Source organism: Lacticaseibacillus mingshuiensis, from assembly GCF_016861785.1.
GTDB lineage: Bacteria > Bacillota > Bacilli > Lactobacillales > Lactobacillaceae > Lacticaseibacillus > Lacticaseibacillus mingshuiensis.
Genome location: NZ_BOLS01000004.1, coordinates 62,527 through 81,666, shown reverse-complemented (window position 1 = coordinate 81,666; position 19,140 = coordinate 62,527). Strand labels below are relative to the sequence as shown.

General features: G+C 55.7%; 17 protein-coding genes. 9 read left to right on the top strand and 8 right to left on the bottom strand.

Features of this window, described 5'->3' with window-relative positions; all coding sequences use genetic code 11:
- Nucleotides 1-102: 102 nt before the first annotated feature.
- The gene (locus JUE67_RS03640; protein ID WP_203626259.1) at nucleotides 103-756 is read left to right on the top strand and encodes a hypothetical protein; all 654 of its coding nucleotides are present in this window, start codon (nucleotides 103-105) and stop codon (nucleotides 754-756) included.
- Nucleotides 757-1,621: 865 nt separating this feature from the next.
- On the opposite strand, the gene JUE67_RS03635 is transcribed toward JUE67_RS03640, so the two are convergent.
- Both JUE67_RS03635 and JUE67_RS03630 read right to left on the bottom strand, forming a co-directional pair.
- Nucleotides 1,622-2,539, bottom strand: a complete 918-nt coding sequence (locus JUE67_RS03635) for an NADP-dependent oxidoreductase (protein WP_203626260.1) — start codon at nucleotides 2,537-2,539, stop codon at nucleotides 1,622-1,624.
- The gene (locus tag JUE67_RS03630; RefSeq protein ID WP_203626261.1) at nucleotides 2,536-2,973 is read right to left on the bottom strand and encodes an SRPBCC family protein; all 438 of its coding nucleotides are present in this window, start codon (nucleotides 2,971-2,973) and stop codon (nucleotides 2,536-2,538) included. The genes JUE67_RS03635 and JUE67_RS03630 overlap by 4 nt, the downstream gene beginning before the upstream one ends.
- 364 nt (nucleotides 2,974-3,337) lie before the next feature.
- Between JUE67_RS03630 and JUE67_RS03625 the strand changes: the two genes are divergently transcribed.
- The 3 genes from JUE67_RS03625 (at nucleotide 3,338) to JUE67_RS03615 (ending at nucleotide 6,491) form a co-directional block, all read left to right on the top strand.
- The gene (locus JUE67_RS03625) at nucleotides 3,338-4,516 is read left to right on the top strand and encodes a S1C family serine protease (RefSeq protein ID WP_203626262.1); all 1,179 of its coding nucleotides are present in this window, start codon (nucleotides 3,338-3,340) and stop codon (nucleotides 4,514-4,516) included.
- A gap of 196 nt (nucleotides 4,517-4,712) precedes the next feature.
- Complete coding sequence (locus tag JUE67_RS03620) at nucleotides 4,713-5,990, top strand: helix-turn-helix domain-containing protein (protein WP_203626263.1); 1,278 nt, start codon at nucleotides 4,713-4,715, stop codon at nucleotides 5,988-5,990.
- A gap of 39 nt (nucleotides 5,991-6,029) precedes the next feature.
- Nucleotides 6,030-6,491: a hypothetical protein gene (locus JUE67_RS03615; protein WP_203626264.1), complete on the top strand. Its 462-nt coding sequence runs from the start codon at nucleotides 6,030-6,032 to the stop codon at nucleotides 6,489-6,491.
- A gap of 115 nt (nucleotides 6,492-6,606) precedes the next feature.
- On the opposite strand, the gene JUE67_RS03610 is transcribed toward JUE67_RS03615, so the two are convergent.
- The 4 genes from JUE67_RS03610 to JUE67_RS03595 all read right to left on the bottom strand — a co-directional run bounded on the left by JUE67_RS03610 (nucleotide 6,607) and on the right by JUE67_RS03595 (nucleotide 11,083).
- Nucleotides 6,607-7,341, bottom strand: a complete 735-nt coding sequence (locus JUE67_RS03610) for a hypothetical protein (protein ID WP_203636979.1) — start codon at nucleotides 7,339-7,341, stop codon at nucleotides 6,607-6,609.
- Between the two features lie 69 nt (nucleotides 7,342-7,410).
- Nucleotides 7,411-8,139 (bottom strand): hypothetical protein, encoded by a 729-nt coding sequence (locus JUE67_RS03605; RefSeq protein ID WP_203636978.1) that lies wholly within the window; start codon nucleotides 8,137-8,139, stop codon nucleotides 7,411-7,413.
- A 211-nt stretch (nucleotides 8,140-8,350) separates the two neighbouring features.
- Entirely contained in the window at nucleotides 8,351-9,601 is a 1,251-nt protein-coding gene (locus tag JUE67_RS03600) for an arginine deiminase (RefSeq protein ID WP_203626266.1), read from the bottom strand.
- Between the two features lie 39 nt (nucleotides 9,602-9,640).
- The gene (locus JUE67_RS03595) at nucleotides 9,641-11,083 is read right to left on the bottom strand and encodes a basic amino acid/polyamine antiporter (protein ID WP_203626267.1); all 1,443 of its coding nucleotides are present in this window, start codon (nucleotides 11,081-11,083) and stop codon (nucleotides 9,641-9,643) included.
- Between the two features lie 443 nt (nucleotides 11,084-11,526).
- Here JUE67_RS03595 and JUE67_RS03590 point away from each other — a divergent pair, with 443 nt between their 5' ends.
- The 5 genes from JUE67_RS03590 to JUE67_RS03570 all read left to right on the top strand — a co-directional run bounded on the left by JUE67_RS03590 (nucleotide 11,527) and on the right by JUE67_RS03570 (nucleotide 16,348).
- On the top strand, nucleotides 11,527-12,042 hold the full coding sequence (locus JUE67_RS03590) for an alcohol dehydrogenase (RefSeq protein ID WP_203626268.1): 516 nt from the start codon (nucleotides 11,527-11,529) through the stop codon (nucleotides 12,040-12,042).
- Nucleotides 12,043-13,489: 1,447 nt separating this feature from the next.
- Nucleotides 13,490-14,281: a hypothetical protein gene (locus tag JUE67_RS03585; RefSeq protein WP_203626269.1), complete on the top strand. Its 792-nt coding sequence runs from the start codon at nucleotides 13,490-13,492 to the stop codon at nucleotides 14,279-14,281.
- A complete protein-coding gene (locus JUE67_RS03580) occupies nucleotides 14,278-14,733 on the top strand; it encodes a choice-of-anchor A family protein (RefSeq protein WP_203626270.1) in 456 nt (151 codons plus the stop codon). Before JUE67_RS03585 ends, JUE67_RS03580 begins: the two co-directional genes overlap by 4 nt.
- A 50-nt stretch (nucleotides 14,734-14,783) precedes the next feature.
- Nucleotides 14,784-15,656, top strand: coding sequence for a MucBP domain-containing protein (locus tag JUE67_RS03575; RefSeq protein ID WP_203626271.1), 873 nt, complete (start codon nucleotides 14,784-14,786; stop codon nucleotides 15,654-15,656).
- Nucleotides 15,657-15,940: 284 nt separating this feature from the next.
- A complete protein-coding gene (locus JUE67_RS03570; protein ID WP_203626272.1) occupies nucleotides 15,941-16,348 on the top strand; it encodes a Spx/MgsR family RNA polymerase-binding regulatory protein in 408 nt (135 codons plus the stop codon).
- Nucleotides 16,349-16,488: 140 nt separating this feature from the next.
- Here JUE67_RS03570 and JUE67_RS03565 read toward each other — a convergent pair whose 3' ends face one another.
- Both JUE67_RS03565 and pbp4 read right to left on the bottom strand, forming a co-directional pair.
- A complete protein-coding gene (locus JUE67_RS03565) occupies nucleotides 16,489-16,698 on the bottom strand; it encodes a hypothetical protein (protein WP_203626273.1) in 210 nt (69 codons plus the stop codon).
- A gap of 223 nt (nucleotides 16,699-16,921) precedes the next feature.
- Nucleotides 16,922-18,907 (bottom strand): penicillin-binding protein PBP4(5), encoded by a 1,986-nt coding sequence (gene pbp4, locus JUE67_RS03560; RefSeq protein ID WP_203626274.1) that lies wholly within the window; start codon nucleotides 18,905-18,907, stop codon nucleotides 16,922-16,924.
- Between the last annotated feature and the right edge of the window lie 233 nt (nucleotides 18,908-19,140).

The window sequence follows — 19,140 nt, the reverse complement described above, 5'->3', positions numbered from 1 at the left end:
TGAAATCATCAATAAGAATTCCGGCCCAGAGCAACCAAACGAATACCCTCATGCTACGCTTAATTAGCACTAGAGGAGAAATTTTATAAAGGAGTGCTTCAAATGAAAAAGATGTTGTTTGTTTCTTTAGGAGCTATATTGCTGCTCGGCATCAGCCTCATTGTTGTAAATCCACCTCGCACAACCGTGGGCGCCACTTCCACTGCTGCGAGCGCAGTTGTTTATGACGCTTACAATAACAAGGTTCCACAAGCCGACACCGTCGTCTCCAATTCCTCTGCAGAGCATCCAGGTGATTCTCTGGCCACTAGTACCAACAGTAGTACCGGCACGGTGGTTAGCGACTCAAGCCTCACATCGCAAGAACAAATCCTTTATGATAGGAACGGTAATATCGTCCCACCATCCACGGACTCAACCTCTACAGGCTTTACCGGACGGAGTACCGTACAGCCGACAACCATTAAGCGGCTAAAGAAGGGACAATCATACCTTTCAAATGCATTCACGGGTGCCGGTATGCGCTATAGCGGCTATATGTTTGGACTTGAGTCAACAAGATCGATGCAAATCGTAGTAAACAAGAGTACCTTCACAATGTTCAATACCGGCTCAACAGATCCCGGATTCATCACTCAAAAATGGAATATTACTCCCAGTGGAAGCCCGTATACGTTAAAGTCTTTATCTGGGTACATCTATTTTGGGGTGAATAATCCAGTCAACGGGTCTACCTACGCTGTAAAAGCTCTGTAGGTTGCGTGCAAACTCCTTCAAGTTTTTTTGACTTTAGGATCATGCTGCTCTCCCCAGTGCCAATGCTTAAGGTAGCTAGAATCTTTACTTTTTGCGTACTGAATACTCGCGAGCAAACTTAGGAACCATACTGCACTGCCTTTGAAAAGAATTTGCTAAACAAAAGGAGCCGCTACCCCGGATGTAGGTGACGGCTTCTTTTTCCTTGGATTAGCTCACGAGTTACATTGCACAATTCGCTGCTTTCCTTGACCATACGCATAAGTGTGCTGACTAAGATGACCAGTATGCTGAGCAAAGCAATGACCACCACAGATACGACGATCACGGGTACCCCTCCCCCCTTTCTACTGGAGCTCAAGGTTGCGGTCCTAAACTGCACCGTTGCACCTCAACTTTTTTGAAAGCGGTACCAACGTTCGTTAACTTTTCCAGCGTCCTATGATACAGCAAAATTTGGGAAAAGCCTACCACTACGCGGGGATCGTCGCCCGCTTCATGGGTGGATGGTTAAAGTACGTTACACGATCCAAATCGGATGGTAGAAAGCAGATGCAGGCTGCGCTCACTCTGTTCAAAACGCTCGATCAGCCCGCCTTGGCGATCCGGTTCGGTCGGCTTTATCACAACCGGGCGGAGTTGGACCGCTCGGTTGAGCCGGATCTGGTCTTATAACCCTCGCCACTTTTGCGCCGAAATAGTGAGACTGCAGGCCACAAACTCGGCGAAGAGAATTACAGTTCAGGCATTGATCAGTTGTGCTGAACAACCGCGCCTCAGGGAATGTGCACGCAATGTATCGGTTATGTTCAGCCTTTCCCTCAGCACCAGTCAGTCTCTATTATCTCACGTTTATTGAGCCGGTCTATTCGTATGACAACAGTGTGCGCCCACGTGAATGGGCAGTCTTAGCCAATAGTTGTGCCTGCACAACCTCCTCGAATGGCAGGACACGATCCACATACGCCTTGAGTTCGCCCGTTGCCATTAGGTGCAACAAGTTCCGGTACGCAGACGGCATGATTGGCCGACTCAAGAAGCGAAAGAGCTGACCTAAATGCGGCTGATAGCTTGGTAATGACAGCGAGAGAATTGCTGGATAATCAAGTCCGGCAGACAGTTCCGTCAATAGTGCTGCTGATCCAACTGTATCGATGATCAGGTCGATTGGCGGCAGCCCCTGTAGCTGTGGCGCTATGAACTGCTCGTAATCAAGCACGATCGTAGCCCCAACTTCGCGAACGAACTCGGTATTTTCCGTACTTGCCATTGCAACCACCGTGACCTCCTGCCGCCGAAGCAGCTGAATCAACGCAGTTCCGACACCGCCTGATGCGCCCGTGATTAGAACAATACTTCCCGGGGCCAGACGTGCCTCATCGATCACCGCCTGTGCAGTATCGGCGCCACCGATCACGGTTGCGGCAGCCTCCAAGGAGACTTGATCAGGGACCTCGATCAACAGTGGCGGGATGTGATTCGCATTATATTCCTGACTCGTTCCGTTCTGACTCAATCCGATGACACGCTTACCGACTAAAGCCGGACTGCGCAACGCCCCGACTGCCGTTACCACGCCTGAAAAGCCATAACCGATCACCATCGGCAGATGAACCGGTCGTAAGTCTTTAAGCCGCCCTTCCTCGGTCATCCAGTCATATGGTATGACTGGCGTGAAGGCGGTCTTGATCAATGCGGTGATTGGTGTGACAGGCGGCTGTTTTACGTCGCCAATTTGCAGTGCGGCGATACCCTCAAAATTCCGTTGAATAATTGCCTTCATTTGTCGTCCCCCGCCGGCGAGTCGGCCTGCGCCAGAATACTGAGCCGAACCAAATTGTCATAAAAGGCCTTCTTCGCGATTGGCGCAAGAAGCTCAAATGGCAAGAGCGGATGCGCCTCGCCGTCCACCAGCAGGTGTTCCTCAATGACAGTTTGGTCTTCCGAGTCGGTCAATTGAAACGTCAGCCGGTATGCGAGGCGACCGCCTGTGCTGGCGTAAATAATGAGATCATCGCTTTCAATGATCTGGATATCCTCTTCGCGGTTCAACGCTTGTCCGCTCCGGGTGATGTGAAGCCGGCCAATCGGCTGCGCGGGGCTAATAGCCGTGATTTCCGGATTCCACGCGTTCAATCTTGCGGGGTCAAGCAGCCACGCTTTTACTAGGGCTACGGGCGCGGCGATTGTTACGGTATTTGAAAAAATGTCTTGCATCTTGATCAACTCCTTCGATTTTGAGCCCATCATAGACTGCCCGCTCATCAAAGAAAAATAAGCATACTGATATTTAGCTACAATTCTGACTCGCCCTCAAAAAGCTGCTCACCTCAGTAAAGGCAAGGAAGCACAAACGGCTCGTTATCTGTTCGTTTTCTTTAAAAGACCGTTGTCCGCCTTTCAACGTCCCTGATGGCCGTCTCAATTTTGAGCAGACACGCTGCATTTTATGAGGAATCAGCCCACAAACGCCGTCAATTCACCATTCTCACCGCTTTAAGTCCCCGCGCCTATTCCGCGACACCGCGCCAACCGTCTTGCTACGCTTGAAGTACAAACAACAAGAAGGCGGTGTAAAAACATGAAGCAACCGATCTCAAAGTGGCTCCGGCCCTTCCTCCTCGCAATCATTGGCCTTGGGCTGGCGCTTGGCGCTGGGTACGCGGGTGCGCGGCTGTATCTCCACGCAGTACTGGAATCCCAAACCACGCTGGCGGACAGCACCATGACCCCCACCTCCCAGCCCGTTAGCGCCGTCACCACCGATGACAGCGCCGCTGCGGCGTACCGCGTGATCAGCCCAGCCGTCGTGACCGTGGTCAACTACACGGCCGGCAGTCAGGCGCTGTACCCCTACCAGCAACCGAGCGGCCAATCCAGCGGCGCGGGGTCCGGCGTCATCTACAAGCGCGATGATAAGACGTATTTTATTGTGACCAACGAGCACGTGATCACCGATGCGACGGCGATCGAGGTCGTGCTCAACGACGGAACGACGCACACAGCCACTCTGGTCGGTGACGACCCGTTGACCGACCTGGCCGTGTTGAAGATCACCAGCGACTCAGCCCTGACGACTGCCCAATTTGCGGCAAGCAACGCCGCGGCGACCGGCCAATCCGTGCTGGCGGTCGGCTCACCGCTGGGCCTGGCCTTTGCCGCAAGCGCGACCAAGGGCGTGATCTCCGCCACCGAGCGCCAGATGACGCTGCCGGTCGGGAATACTGGAAAAGAGATCCAGACAACTGTTTTGCAGACGGACGCCGCCATCAATAGTGGCAATTCCGGCGGGCCGCTGGTGGACATGGCCGGCCAGATCGTCGGCATCAACTCGATGAAACTTTCCGGCACATCCGGTGGCGGTGCCACGATTGAAGACATGAGCTTTGCCATTCCAAGCGCCACAGTGGCCGAGATCGTCGCCCAGCTGGAAAAAGACGGCGAGATCGAACGCCCGACGCTGGCCGCAACCGCGATCGACCTCAGTCGGATCGCACGCTCCCAGCAGCGCAGCGTGCTTGCCCTGCCCGCCAGCGTGACGGAAGGTGTCGTGGTCGTGGCAGTGGGGTCCGGCACCAACCTGCAAACGCAGGACGTGATCGTCAGCCTCAATGGCGAGCCCGTCACATCAGCGGGCAATTTTTACCAAACGCTTTATGCGCAAAAACCGGGCGCAACAGTCAAGCTCACCATCTATCGTGCCGGCAAGCAGGTAACAATCAATGAAACGCTCGGCACAAGCGCAGAAGCGATGCGCTGAAAACTCGTCGGGGTCCGGACAGTTCTCTAAGTTAGGCCTGCCGCTTACAAATCAGGTTTCCCCAATCAGTCCGCATCTCGCGGGCTTTTTTCATTTGTGGCAACTTCGCGTCTCAAAATTGAGCACAAACTAGACCCGCGCCTGAGCAGCCCTGTAAACTGGAATCAACCACCACCACTGCAAAAGGAGGCCCCGCATGGCGTCACAAGAACTCGAGCTCGGCGAATACATTGGCAACCAGCGCCGCGTCCAAGGTATTCCGGTTCAATTTTTCTGCGCGCAGACCGGGCTCGCCCATGCGACCTACACGCGACTCGTTCGCGGCGAGGCCGACTGGCGCCTCGGACCGCTCCTGCGCGCATTCGACACGCTTGCGCTCAGTTGGGAAGACGTGGAAGTCCGCGTGGAAAATACGATGATGCCGCTGGCCACAACGGCGCAACACATTATCGGTGAGCTGGGCGCCATCGCCCCCAACGCGCTTTCGCTAGAAGCAGGCGAAGACCTGCAAAAATATCTCCTCGTCCACGTCCACGAGTTGGAACCCGAAGCCTATCAACTACTCAGCGGCGCCATTGCGCTGTATCGCCAACCTGACCGCGCCGGGCAAACAAGGCAGGCGAGCGCGCTTTTAATCAAATTACGCAATTATTCCCAGTGGACCGGCTTTGAGCGTAACCTCTTTTATCTAATCAGCCCGTGGCTCCCATTTTCCGCCGCCCATCAAGCCCTCCTTTCGCGCATTCGGCCGGATGGCGTGACCCTGCAACAGATTGGCCGCCTGTATCTCAGCCGCGCCACGCCACTGGAGCGGGCGCAGGCGCTTTTGTGGGTCGCGAGCAACGACCATAACGGCTCAAGCGCCAATCTTTTGCGGACTTGTGCGCTGGAGCGACGATTCGCCCGCATGGCCCTAGGAAAAATCGGCCTGCAAGAGACGCCAGATGGCTGGCCCACTTTTCACCGTGACTTGACACTCTTGTATCCGGATGGTGCGTTAACTACCGCGTATCAAGATCTGTGGCGTGCAGTCCAAGCCACAGACTGGCGCTCGTTGACCGAAAAGCCGCGCATCCCCTGTCCGCCGAGCAACGCCGCCATCGATCTGAACGAACTGCGCCTCAATAAAAAAATGAGCGTAGCAACCCTTTGTCACGGCGTCGGCCTTTCCAAGGCCACTTACTGGCGGCTGGTGCGCCAGGAAACGGCACAATTACCGCTATCGACCGTTGTGCGCGTGTTCGACTGGCTCCATGTGCGCGCCGACGAGCTGCAAAGCCTCTATACCGAGCCAATTTTCATCCACGAACGGTCCTTTGACGGCATCGGCCGGGTCAACGAGGTACTTGTGGCCCACATCTCGCCGCGCGCGCAACAGCATGCGTTGCTGGATCTGATCGCAGAATATGAGGCCAAGGCGCAGGCTGTCCCAACCCCGGCCAATCATTTAGTCGTCACCATTGCGCAATTTTAAAATGCCAAACTGCGCGTCGACTACCCGCAGGCTCAGACCTTGGCGTTATCGGTCCTCCATCAGGTGCTTGGCATCGAAGACTGGAACCATTTTATGAACCTCGCTCTATTAGTCGTGGCGGACCTCCTTCCGATCGCACCGGTCGTGGCCGCTTACACCCATGTGATCAAACAGGTCGATGCCCAGGCCCAACTGGATGACCGTCTGCGCGAGATCCTTTATATGAGCCTGATCAACGCGTCCGGGCTGGCCGAGAATGCCGCAATGCAAGCTGAAGCCTTGACGCTTTTGGCCCGGGCCACCGCTGATAAGACCACCGTCATGTCGCGGTCGATCGCCAAGTTTACTGGCCTGGCCCGCGCGCGAATCGCCAGCAGTTCGACAGCCGAAGCCGACTTTCTCGCTTTGAAGACCACTCTTGTGCGCTTTGACCCGTTCCTGGGACATGCCGTTAACATCAGCTTTGATGAAATGTGGACCAATCTTTTACCAGCAGACTAAACCAGATACAGTAACGCGCCCCATTCCGCGGATCGGAATGGGGCGCGTTTTTGGTATTTTCAGTCTGGTGGTGGCGCATTGATTTAAAGGCCTCGGGTGGCGCCATGTCGCCGAATTAGCGTTGCTTCTTCAACGAGGTCCCCGCCAGACCAAACAGCATCCCGATAACCGCAACAAATCCAAGTGAGGCAGCCGTTGTGTCTACATGATCACCAGTTGTTGGCAGCTGTCCCTGCGTTGTCCCGTTAGCCGTTGCCGCTTCGGTCTTCTGGTCATTATCGCTTGTAGTGGCGTTGGACGTAGATCTATTGCTTGCCTTGGCCTTTGTTTGGGTGGCTGTCGTGGCGGTAGCAGCTGTCGTTCCATCAGTCTTTGTGGCCGATGTCTTGTCCGGTTCTGTGGATTGCGTGTTTTCAGAGGTGTCCGTCGACCGGTTGCCGCTGTCAGTAGTCTGAGCCGCTTTCTTCGCTGCATCGGCTAAGCCTTTCGCATAGGCGGCATCGATCTTCTTATAGTCGGTGTAGTCCTGCCCCTTCTTGTGACTGTTCAGAATATCCTGGGCATGTTGTGCCTTGGCCGCCGCGTCCTTTTGGGCCTGCGCCATCTTTTCGGCATGGACCCGCGCACCATCGCTGTAACCACGTTTGAAAACATTTTGTTCGTCCGGCGTCATGCTTGCAACGCCTGCATTGCCGAGGTCCGCCCCGGTCGAGCCGTAACGGAACCCGCTATCGTAGACCGCCTGAAGCTTGGCCTCTTTGGCAGCTTGAGCCTGCGCCATCTTTTCGGCGTGGACCCGCTCACCATCACTGTAACCACGTTTGAAAACAGTTTGTTCGTCCGGCGTCATGCTTGCAACGCCTACATTGCCGAGGTCGGCCCCGGTCGAGCCGTAGCGGAACCCGCTATCGTAGGCCGCCTAAAGCTTGGCCTCTTCGGCAGCTTGTTGCGCCGCGGCCTTTTCCGCTGCAGCTTTGGTCTTCGCCAAATTGTAGGCGGCGACAAACGCATCGCTGTGTTGTGCCAGATCTTCTAAGTCTGCCCCGGTTTCGCCAGCCTTTGTACCAACCTGAGTCCCGGCTTCGGCGTCTACCTTCGCAATGTTGTAGGCATTGATAAAGGCACTACTTTGTTGGTCAAGGTCCGCCAGCTCTGCGCCAGTCTGCCCGGCTTTTGTGCCAACCTCTGCCCCGTTTTTCGCGTCTGTTTGTGTTTTTTTCACGATTGCCGCGAGTTCCTCAGCCGATGGTCCAGGGGTCGTGACTTTGGCGACCGTGTCAGCGAGTGCGGCTTGTTGTTTGTCCGCTTCTGCCTTCGCCTTTGCCTCATTGTAGGCATTGATATAGGCGGCGCTATGCGCACTCAGATCAGTGAGATCACCGCCCGTTCGCCCCGCTTCTGCGCCGACATAAGCGCCAGTTGCGGCATCATCTTGGTCGGCGGCAATGATTGCCTCGATCTCCGCCTGCGTTGGTGCGGTGACAGTTACGGCCGATCGTGCAGCTGGCGTCTCGACCTCAGCTGCGGAAACGGAATGCGCGTTGGCCCCCATCACCTGGACCCCCAACAGCGTGGCTGCGGTCAATCCAGCGGCGAGCCAGGTCTTATGTGCTCGGTACAGTTTTTTTGCTCCATCGCGATTCTTCATAACTATCTCCCCTTAGTTAGTTTTGTTGTAACGTCTTGTCACCCGCTGACCCACAGCCAGCCGACCACATGTTCCATTGAGGTAGTGTAGCGCGCCGCACCAGGCACCTTCGCGAGTCGCTCAAAAATGAGACCGGCCCGCCATTTTCGAATCCAAAGCAAAAAAACAGCCCGCCCCGCCAAAACTGGCAAGCACGAGCTGCGCATCAAACTCAATAGTCCACCGAATCCCGCAAAATCGGGCAAGTCATGCAGTGGCCGCCGCCACGCCCGCGACCAAGCTCAGCCCCGGCAATGGTCACCACCTCAACTCCGGCCTCCTGCAAAGCCCGGTTGATGTGCGTATTGCGGTCATAAGCCATCACCACGCCCGGCGCCAGCGCCACCACATTGTTGCCGCTGTCCCATTGTTGGCGCTCACTGGTGTACAGACTGCCCGGGGTCTCGACCACGCGCAGCTTCGGCAGGTCGAGCGCCTCGGCGACTGTCGGAATGAAGCCCTGTTTTTCGCGGACCACCTTGAGCTGCTCGTTGTCTTCCGGATACAGCGAGAAGGGCTGAATCTGGTCGACGATCTGCGGGTACACGGTGACCAGATCCCGGTCGGCGAAGGTGAAAACAGTGTCGAGGTGCATGGCAGCGCGCAACTTTGGCATCGCCGCCACGATCACTCGCTCGGCGGCGCGCGCAGTAAACAGCGACTGGGCGACTTGGGTGATTGCCTGGCGCGAAGTGCGCTCACTCATGCCGATCAGCACCACACCATTTCCGACCGGCATCACATCCCCGCCTTCAAACGTGGCCTGTCCCCATGAGCGCTCGGGGTCGCCCCACCAGATGTTGATGTCCTGCTTGGCAAACAGTGGGTGGAAAAGATAGATGGCCTTCATCAAGAGCGTTTCATCGTGGCGCGCCGGCCAATACAGCGAATTGTATGTCATGCCGTTGTAGATCCAGCAGGTCGTGTCGCGCGTGTACAGCGTGTTCGGCAGTGGCGGCATCAGGTATTCATTGACGCCGCTTGAGTCGCGCACCAACCCGAGGTAGTCGGTTCGATACTCCTTCGGCAATTCGCTGGCCGCCAGCCCGCCGATCAGATATTCGGCCAGCATCACATTGTCCAGCGTTTCCAAAAATGCGCGGGTGCCGGCGATCAGGCCGCGGCCGACCTCATTGGCGGTGATCTTGCGGTCCAGCAGCCAGGCCTTGGCCCTTGGCACAGCGAGGGTCTCAGCCAAAAGTGTGTGGAGTTCCAGGACGTCGATACCCCGCGCCACCATTTTTGCCACAAAGTCCTCGTGGTCGCGCTTGGCCTGGTCGACCCATGGCAGGTCGTCGAAGAGCAGGTCATGGTTGTTCAAGGGGGTCAGGCGTTCATGGGCAAGCCCCGGCCGGCACACAAGCACGCGGCGCAGCTGGCCCACCTCGGAATACACGCCGAAGTTCGGTTCGAATTGCGTCATCAGAGTTCCTCCTTAGTTGAATATCGAGTTACGCCGTCATCAGATCGCGATCCAGCCGGTCAACAAGCCATGCAGCGCAACCGCCGCGCCTATGATGAGGACCACCAGAATCAGCGTCTCATAGCGTTTGAAAAAGGGGTGGCGTTGTTCGCGGCGGGCCACCAAATAAAGCACCGTGGCCGGCGCCAGCAACAAGCATGAGAGCAACAGGAATTTCAGTCCCGCCGCATAGATGAGAAACGCGGTATACACGACGGCGATGCCCCCGACAATCAGGTCCCGTCGCCGCGTTTTCGCTGAGACCTCGTCGTAACCATCGCGGGTGAGCGCGATCTTCACCGCAAACACCGCCGTCAGGAAAAATGGCAAGAGTGCGAGCGACCCGGTCAGATCGAGCGCAAAATCCAGCGCACCATCCGTCAAAAATGTCGCCAACAAGATCAGCTGCGTCAACGCGGCCGACACCAGCAAGGCATTTTTCGGTACGCCGGTCTTCGACACACGTCCCAGCGCGGCCGGCATGTCCTGATTCTTGGCCGCCGCAAGCACGACTTCCGCCGCCATTAACGTCCAAGCGAGGTACGCACCGAGCACCGACACGATCAGGCCGGCGCTGATCAGCACCCCGCCCCACGGCCCGACCGCGTGCGTCAGGACCCCGGCAAGTGACGGCTGGCGCAGTGCCGCCATTTCAGCGCGTGGCATCACGCCGTACGCCAGCATGGTGATGGCCGCTAGAAGTGCCAACACCGACACAAATCCAAGCACCGTTGCACGGCCCACATCCCGACGTGTTTTCGCGTAGCGGGAGTAGATGCTGGCGCCTTCGATGCCGAGAAACACGAACACGGTGATCAGCATCGTCGCCCGCACCTGGCCGAACAGCACGTCGGCAGTCGCGGCCTCGCCGCCCATTAAGTTGTCGATAAATACCCTGTGGTCAAAGGCGAGTATGGTGACGATCACAAACAGGATGATCGGCACCAGCTTCGCGACGGTGGCGATGGTGTTGATCAGGGCCGCCTGCTGGACGCCGCGCAGGATCAGCGCCACAAACGCCCATATCATCGCAGACGACAAAACCAGCGCTAGAATTGTGTCTCCTTCGCCGAGTCCGGGAATGACGGCGCCCAGTGTCGATTTGATCAACACCAGGTACGTGACGTTACCCGCGCAGGCGCTGGCCCAGAAGCCGACCGCGGCGATGAAGCCGACATAATTGCCAAACCCAGCCTTGGCATAAGCGAAAACCCCAGCGTCCAAGGTTGGCTGGCGAACGGCGAGCGTTTGAAAGACAAGGGCCAACATCAACATTCCAGTTCCCGCGATCAGCCAGGTCAGCCCGGTGCCGATCACTCCGGTCGCTTCCGCAAAGCGCCGGGGCAACATGAAGATCCCTGCCCCGACCATCGACCCGACCACCATTGCGGTCAGTGCCAGAAAGCCGAGCTTACTCTCGTTGCTTGATGGTTGCGTGCTCACATGGAGCACCTCCTTTCGTCATGGCAGACAGACGCGGTGCGGACCGTGTGTGACCCGCCCTGCACTTTAACCATATCGAGTTCGGGCGGCGTTCCGCAATTAACACGCTCAAGCAGTTCTGGGAGTTAAAAAACAAATCGGCCGGGCTTTCTGTCGTCTTCAAAACGCCATTGCAAAAGGGCTCATTATGTATTTCTGGCAATTTTTCAAGGACGCACCTCGATCTTTCGATACGAAAATAGGCTCAATTTTGAGCGCATTCTCGAGAGTCTGGTGAAGCGACTAACCTCCCTATACGATTCTTTTCCCCGCCAGCCGGAGACAACTGATTTTTCATCGATGCTTCTTCGCAGTCGCAGAATCGAGGCTCCCAGCAACCTTGGTCCTGTCACTTTCTACAATTGGCCTCAACACGCGACATGCGCATGAAAGGAGGCCGCCACGTGAAACGTCTTGATTTGACCGGCCAGCAATTTGGCCGCCTCGTGGTCCAAAAATATGCTGGCACAAATCCACGAAATGGGAACTCACAATGGTCCTGCATCTGTACCTGTGGCAAACAGGCAACCGTTGACGCACAACAGCTCCGCCGCGGGCTGACCACGAGTTGCGGCTGTGTACGTCGTGAACGATCACGCGCCCGCATTTTGGAAGATTCCGTCATGCTCGAACAAATGAACGCGCGAGGCTTGACCGAAATAATGCGGGCGAAGACCTCGATCAACCTGCGCACCAACAACCGAAGCGGCGTCCCTGGGGTGAGTTGGAGCAAGCAGGCTCATCGCTGGGTCGCGCGAATGAGCGTGCATGGTGAGTTGGTGTTGAACAAGACCTTCGCTACTTTTGCCGATGCCGTCGCCGCCAGGACTGCGATGGAGCGCGCACTGATCAAAGATGACTTACTCGCACAACGCAGGCCATCACGAAAAAATGGCAGACGGCTTTCAAAAGAGGAGTGAACATCTTCGATCAAAACTAATTCACTTTCGAACTCAAACTTGAAATCATCTCTTGCGAAGCCACTCGTTTTTTTCTGGAATCCAGCGTGTCCTATGTACCTCCGACCCCACTGCAAGTCGGAGGGCGGCAAGCTTTACTTCGCTGCAGTGGAAACGAAGTGAGCTGTGCCGGTTATGGCTCTTTGAAACTTTTGTGGCATCCGTGTCGCCGCCATATCGATTGCTTGTGCAGTCAGCATAGGAAATCTTGGCTTAGAATTTCGTTGACCTTCCCTTATCCGAAGACTCGGGCGTCCATCTCAAGATGGGCCGCATTCCAGGTCCTGCAAACAAAGGTGGGCTGCACGACATTTGTGTGGATGCCGGTAGTACTATTCAGTTGTCAAAGAGCGTGACTTGGCTTTTCAGCCAGTGACGTCGCATTTGTAACGACCTGCCGAGGCAGGCCGTGCGCCTTTCATCCCAAAAGAGTTCTTCGGAGTCGCCGCCATAATCGATCGCTTGTGCAGTCAGCATAGGAAATCTTGGCTTAGAATTTCGTTGACCTTCCCTTCCCCGAAGAGTTGGGCGTCCATCTCAAGATTGGCCGCATTCCAGGTCCTGCAAACGAAGGTGGGCTGCACGACATTGTGATGAAAGACTGGGTGGTACTTTGGGGCACCGGTGCCCGTAATACTTGTGCTGAACGCTGCTGATCGGGCGTGCGCTCTGTAGGTGTGGTTGCTTCTCCTCAGCCCTGTCAGATACGGGTGATGCGCAGACGACAGTATCTGTTTGCCGCCATGCTTCCCAAAGGGTCGTTAAGGCCACCACCTTCGAAGGCCTTACACTATATAAAGCGAATGAGCGCAGAAAAATGTGATCGGAAATTTTAAAACGCTGATGTAGTGCGGGTTCCGGCAATCGCTGAAAATCCGCGAATAGTTCATGCTTTATACTGAAATTAGTGGTCATGGACGCACACAAGATAGAATAAACGGTGCAATTTTAACCAATCTAAACTCGACGGTGATCTCGACTACGACACCACCATTTCATCTTGGAAGATCCGCACGCCCGGGGCGGCCCAGCAAAAACTTTTGTGATGGTGTCACACGGTGCGGCGACTGAATTAGTCGGGCGATACACAGAAGGTTTTCCCCCCGGCATGACGAAAAAACACAGAAAAATATGCCACTTGGAAAGCTCGTCTCAAATAGGCACGCAACGGGAAAAACGGAATTATTTTGTTAAGATTGGTTGCCCAATATGAGCAGACTGTTGTTGTTTTTACAAATATGTGATATGCTCAAAACATTTTTGCTTTTGCCGCATGATCGACCTGTCCCTGGGCAAGCAGCTCGGTTCACAGTTTTGGAAAAGCAATCATCAAAATACGTGACTGAACTAGTAACGAAGCGCACAAAACTTCGCATCAACAGAAACGGTCACACTTGGGGGAACAAACATGAAGCGTTTAGTTTTATTTATGGTGGCCGTCCTGATGACCGCCATCATTCAGCCAATCTCTACCGTCGCAGCGGCCGCAACGTCATCTATCAGCACACAGTCCAGCCTACCATCCGGCGTCACCCTGCCCGATGGCTTCAAGCTGATCGAAGGCAAAAACAATAGTTGGAAGATCGTCCCAACCGCAACGGCTGATGCCAGCACTGTTGCGACTCTAGAGGACACCTATCTAATAAGCGCATCTGCGATCAGCACAGATCCAAATCGCCTCGTCGACTATCTCAACAGCTTTGGTATGACAGTCTTTGCAAACTCAACGCTGCGCGGCCAGGGTACCTACACCGGCAGTCTTGCCACAGGGGCAGACCTTGAGATCGATGCGGGCAGTGGCCTCAACCTGACGAACGTGGCCGGGCAAGACTATGCCGCGCTATTGAACGGCGATCTGATCTTCGCGGCCGGCGAAAGTTTTTCCCTGTCGACCACTGCGCCGATTCTCTTTTCCGGCGACCATGGCTTAACCGGGAGCGGCACCGTACCTTGGGGCCTGATCAACTGGCTCAAGGCAAATGCCGACCAAGTGAAGGCATTCCCCAATTTTGACCAGGACTATTTCACCAAGTTGAAGACCGCCGTCAACACGCTGGCCAGCTTCTATGCCAGTCAAGCGCAGACCGCCACGCCAACGGAGCCATCCTATAATCAATACACGTTCACGCTGGACCAGGCGAGGCGCATTACGACGCCGCCACAAACACGTACTACTTCACGATGGACGGCGCGGCCATGAAGCCAAACGCCGTCTATGATTTCGCGCCCGCCACTGGAGAAACGATTCCCGCTGACGCAAAAGTTGTGGTCAACGTGACGAATGACGACCACGTGACTTTTGAAGGCGCCACATCCAATGTTGATTCGGCCCTAAATCCAAATCAGATCCTGTTCAATCTACCGACCGCCTCAACCGTTGATACGGTCAATGCCGGGCGCAACTTCAATGGCATTCACATTCTGGCGCCAAACGCGCTCGTGCAGGAACAAGACGCGACGTTCACTGGCACAGCCAATATTTTTGGTGGCGAATCGACCAACCCGTTTGTCCCGCTTCCTGTCGCGCAAGGCACCGTCACCGTCCATTACGTCGACGAGGCCGGTACACCACTCGCGACCCCGATTACCCTGACCAGAACCGTTGGGATGCGTACACCACCGAAGCCAAGATTTTCCCGGGTTATACACTGACTGCTATGCCCGCGAATGCGGCAGGCCACTTTAATACAGCACCCCAGTCTGTGACTTATGTCTACCGGCAAGACCCAGTGGTTGGTGCGGCCGTCACCGTTTCCTATGTCGATCAAAATGGGCAGCCTTTGACTGAACCGCTCACTCTTACTGGCAACCTCGGTGACCCATTCACCACAGACGCCAAGACCTTCGCCGGCTACACGCTCACCGCTTCGCCGAAAAATGCGACAGGTGTCTTCAGTGATGAGCCGCAGTCAGTCACCTATATCTATCGCCAAGACCCAGTGCAGGCTGGGACGGTCACCGTCGTCTATGTCGACGAGAATGATCAGCCATTGCGCGCAAGCACTAGCCTGAATGGCAACGTCGGTGAAGCTTTCATGACCCATCCCGAAGTGATTCCAGGTTACATCCTGACCACTACTCCTGCCAATGCAACCGGCGTGTTCACAACAGCGCCTCAGACGGTCCGCTATGTCTATGCGCCGGTTCCAGCAAAGATTGGAACTGTCACGGTTCGCTATGTAGATGAAAACAATCAGCCGCTGACCGATTCAGTGAATCTTCAGGGCGCGATCGGAACGTCCTTTCAGGCACCCCGTCGATCTTTCGCCGGCTATACCCTGACAAAGGTGATTGGCTCTGAAAAGAGCGTATTCGGCGCAACGCCACTTGAAGTTGTCTATGTCTATTCACGTCAGGAGACCGCGACCGGCGGCAATCACCAAAAAACCACTTCTACCCCGCCATCAGGCACTCCAGCCATTACGATCTCACCTAAAGCCGCTGCGCCAACCCGAGATCAGGTACTGCCAAAAACAGGCGAGCGAGCCTCTGCATTGATGCCACTGGGACTGTTCATCCTTGGCGCTTTGTCGATAGCCTTGCTCCCCGTAACGCGATCAAAGCGCGAAAGATAAAAAGTCGGCAACACTGACCACCCGCCCCCAAGTTCACTTAAGTCTGCGTCGCGAATGCCGTGTCCGACAGCTTCAACCACTGTCTCAACTTTTTAGGCTTATTTTGAGAGCTTGGCGGCTAGTAAGTGAGTGTTGTCGATATCCTGTTTCTGCGCGTCATTGAATAACGTCTGCCACCTTATTTTTGCGACCAAAACGCGTCTGCTTTCTATTGTTGTGCGTGTGCGCCTCCCCATATAATTATGATTATATTGAGAATCAAATTATCAGAGGAGGCCCCCACCATGCCAGTTACCGTCATTACCCGGACAAGTTGCAGTTCCAGTCGCCGCGCCGTTGCCTGGCTCCAAGACAATGATATCCCCCACATCAAACGGACAAGCAGCGAGTCGCCGCTAAGTTTTGATGAAGTCCTGAAGCTCCTGATTCGCTGCGAGCACGGTTTTCTCGACATTCTCTCGGTTCGCGGTCGGGCCTATGCCTCGCTGAAGGACTCGCTCGCCAACCTCCAACTTAACGACTTGATTGCTAAGATCGTCGAAGACCCCAGCCTTTTGCGGTACCCAATCATCATGGATGGCGAGAAAGTGCTGGTCGGCTTCAATCGCTCGGAGATTCGCAAATTCACCCCCAGCGACAAGCGAAAGGCGGATCTAAGGCAATCACTGTTTTCCGCCGAAGCATACGCTTGAAGTGACCCAATACACGACAATACGGCCTGTTCGCATTTTTGGAAAACAGGCCGTATTTCTATACATAAGTTTCAAGAGTCAGTCAGCCACACCCACGAAAAAAGAGGCCACCAGCCATCCAGCCAGCAGCCCCTTCACTTTTATCGTGCTTGCCGTTTCCTGGCCTCGAGCTGGGTCTCCAAGTCTCGCTGAAACACTGCGGCCATTTGGCGCGTCAAAGTTTCGGCGATGCGGTCGGGCACATCTGTTGCCGGCGCTTCAGTCATCTGATCCGTGTTCAATTCGCGCAGCGCATGCGCCGCAGCCAGGGTCGCCATGTCCTGTAAGCCTGGGGGTAAATGGGTTGCCATCTTGTCTCACCTCTCAATATAGGTTGCGTCTGGGTTCGAATCGGTCCTGCATCCTTTCTGGCATTATGAGACCGCCTCTTAATTTCAGCTTAGCAAGGCCCCTCCGCTCAATGCAAATAAGCCCCTCGCCATTCAAAAAGCGTGACGTGCCGCCCATTCCAGGGTGCACACCACGCTTCGATCTCTCACTTGATCGCTTTGCCAATGACTCGACGCTCCCGCCTCAATACAAGCTCGCTAGATAAGGCGTCATAGCCGTGACCACCGCCCCGCTGTCCGAATCCTCAAGCATGGCCAGCACCAGGAACTTATTCGACGCAGCGTCTTCCGCCATTAAAAAGCCGTTGGTCTTGCCGGTCGTGTCCTGCTTCTCCTTGAGCTCGGCGGTGCCGGTCTTGGCGGCGATCGAATGGCCGAGGCTGGTCAGCGCATGCGCCGTACCGGCCGGATCGGTGACTGTGGACTGCAAGGCTGTTTTGACCTGATCCGCGCTGGCAGAAGTGAGGACGGTCTTCGTCTGCGTTTTGTCCGACTCAAGCAGATGCGGCAGGGTCATCTTGCCGCCATTGACCAAGGCCGTGTACGCGGTGGCTTGCTGAATCGGCGTCAAAAGCAACTCGCCTTGGCCATATGCCGTATCCGCAAGCAGGACCTCGCGCTTCAAGCCGTCATTGGCCAGCTGCGCCTTTTGCTGGGTCAGCGGCAACGTGTCCCCCTGTTTCAAGAACGGCGAAACGCCGCTGGTGAATTTATCAGCGCCCATTTCCAGCGCGGTCTGGGCGAACCAAATGTTGTCGGAGTAGGCCAGGGCCTGCGCCATGTTTTCGCTGGCCACGTCCTCGACCCGGGTCACTTTGTAGTCGCCCCAACTGGAATCTTTTTGCCACTTCAGCCCGCTGATCTTGCGCGTCGTGCTCGCCGTGATCGTCCCGTTGTCAAGCGCCACGCCGGCCGTGACCATCTTGAACGTCGACCCCGGCGCATACCCCTGCAGGTAGCGACTGGAAAATGGGGCGGCGGAATTATTTGCGAGCTTGTCGTAATCTGCTTGACTGATACCGGCCACGAAGTCGTTTGGATCATAGCTGGGGGCGCTGACCAACGTCATCACAGCGCCCGTGGTTGGATCGAGCGTGACCACCGCGCCCTTTTTACCCTTGATCTGGGCATAGGCCTTTTCCTGCGCTGCGGCATCGATCGTCAGTTGAACATTCTTCCCCGGCACCATTTTGCGCGAGGTCAGGGTTTGGACGGTCTTGCCGTTATCCTCGATCCACAGCTCACCGCCAGCCTTGCCCGCCAGCTCGCTGTTGTAAGTCTGCTCAAGGCCGGTCTTGCCGATCTCATCACCGGCCGCCAGCTGCGGGTCCTTCTTGATGTCGTCGGCCGACACCTCGCCGACATACCCGATCAGCTGCGCACTGGCCGCGCCGGTCGGATACGTCCGCATCGCCACATTCTCATAGGTGACCCCAGTCAGCTTGGGCTGGGCGGTGACAACCTTGATCGGGACAAAATTGTCATCGGTCACCCAACTTTGGGCGAGCAGCTTATCCAACGAGTCGGACGTCACATCCAACGCATCCGCGATCTTCGCCAGATTGGCGGTCTTCGCTGCGCCGGTCCCGAGCTGGCCGCGCACCAGGCCCGCTTCGACCCGGGTCCCATTGGTCGCCAGCACCTCGCCATTGCGATCGAGAATCGAGCCTCGAGTCGCAGCCGTCCGCGTCAGCTGAACCGTCGCGCTACCTGACATTTGTGGAAACAGCATCTGCGGATTCCAGACGACCTGCCATTGATCGCCAACTTGATGAACGGTGGTCTCGTAACCCCGCGCGGTGAGTGGTCCCACCGTCGTCGCCATTTTGACATCAAACGACAAGGTAAAAGTCGTCGCGTTCTTGCGCACCACCTTCTTGTTCTCGATCTTGATGTCATCCGCCCCGACTCGGTCGAAGACGGCCTGATTGCGGGCCTCGACCTGTTTCAGGGTGTAGTGGTAGCCTTTGCCCTTCAACTTGTTGCCGTCGATCACCGTGATCAGCTTGTCATATTGCCGTTTTTGAAACGCGTTCAGATACGTGGTCGCCGCTTTGTTGGCAGCCTCTTCTTGGCGGTTACTTTCGAACTTTTTGTAGCCGAAGAAGCCGCCGACCGCCGCCGCAACAACGACAAGCGCTGCGATGCCACCGATCAGTATTTTTTTCATTGACTGAATGATCCCCCGTCTTCGTGAAGTGGTCTGCCCCGCTGTTTGTGCGGGCAATGGTTAGACACCTTAATATACCGCACTCACACTGGGGACGAGTCTCAAGTTTTAGCTAAGGTGAGTCAACCAGAAGTCTCGGGGGTAACCCCCCCCCCGATAGAGTTCAAACAAAAACAGGGTTGCAATTGCGTTTTTTCCTGCTAAACTATAAATGTACTTACTAAAAGTAAGAA

Coding starts and splice junctions, on each gene's coding strand:
- JUE67_RS03640 (WP_203626259.1), top strand. CDS start 103: ATGAAAAAGATGTTGTTTGTTTCTTTAGGAGCTATATTGCTGCTCGGC.
- JUE67_RS03635 (WP_203626260.1), bottom strand. CDS start 2,539: ATGAAGGCAATTATTCAACGGAATTTTGAGGGTATCGCCGCACTGCAA.
- JUE67_RS03630 (WP_203626261.1), bottom strand. CDS start 2,973: ATGCAAGACATTTTTTCAAATACCGTAACAATCGCCGCGCCCGTAGCC.
- JUE67_RS03625 (WP_203626262.1), top strand. CDS start 3,338: ATGAAGCAACCGATCTCAAAGTGGCTCCGGCCCTTCCTCCTCGCAATC.
- JUE67_RS03620 (WP_203626263.1), top strand. CDS start 4,713: ATGGCGTCACAAGAACTCGAGCTCGGCGAATACATTGGCAACCAGCGC.
- JUE67_RS03610 (WP_203636979.1), bottom strand. CDS start 7,341: ATGACGCCGGACGAACAAACTGTTTTCAAACGTGGTTACAGTGATGGT.
- JUE67_RS03605 (WP_203636978.1), bottom strand. CDS start 8,139: ATGAAGAATCGCGATGGAGCAAAAAAACTGTACCGAGCACATAAGACC.
- JUE67_RS03600 (WP_203626266.1), bottom strand. CDS start 9,601: ATGACGCAATTCGAACCGAACTTCGGCGTGTATTCCGAGGTGGGCCAG.
- JUE67_RS03585 (WP_203626269.1), top strand. CDS start 13,490: ATGAAGCGTTTAGTTTTATTTATGGTGGCCGTCCTGATGACCGCCATC.
- JUE67_RS03580 (WP_203626270.1), top strand. CDS start 14,278: ATGAAGCCAAACGCCGTCTATGATTTCGCGCCCGCCACTGGAGAAACG.
- JUE67_RS03570 (WP_203626272.1), top strand. CDS start 15,941: ATGCCAGTTACCGTCATTACCCGGACAAGTTGCAGTTCCAGTCGCCGC.
- JUE67_RS03565 (WP_203626273.1), bottom strand. CDS start 16,698: ATGGCAACCCATTTACCCCCAGGCTTACAGGACATGGCGACCCTGGCT.
- pbp4 (WP_203626274.1), bottom strand. CDS start 18,907: ATGAAAAAAATACTGATCGGTGGCATCGCAGCGCTTGTCGTTGTTGCG.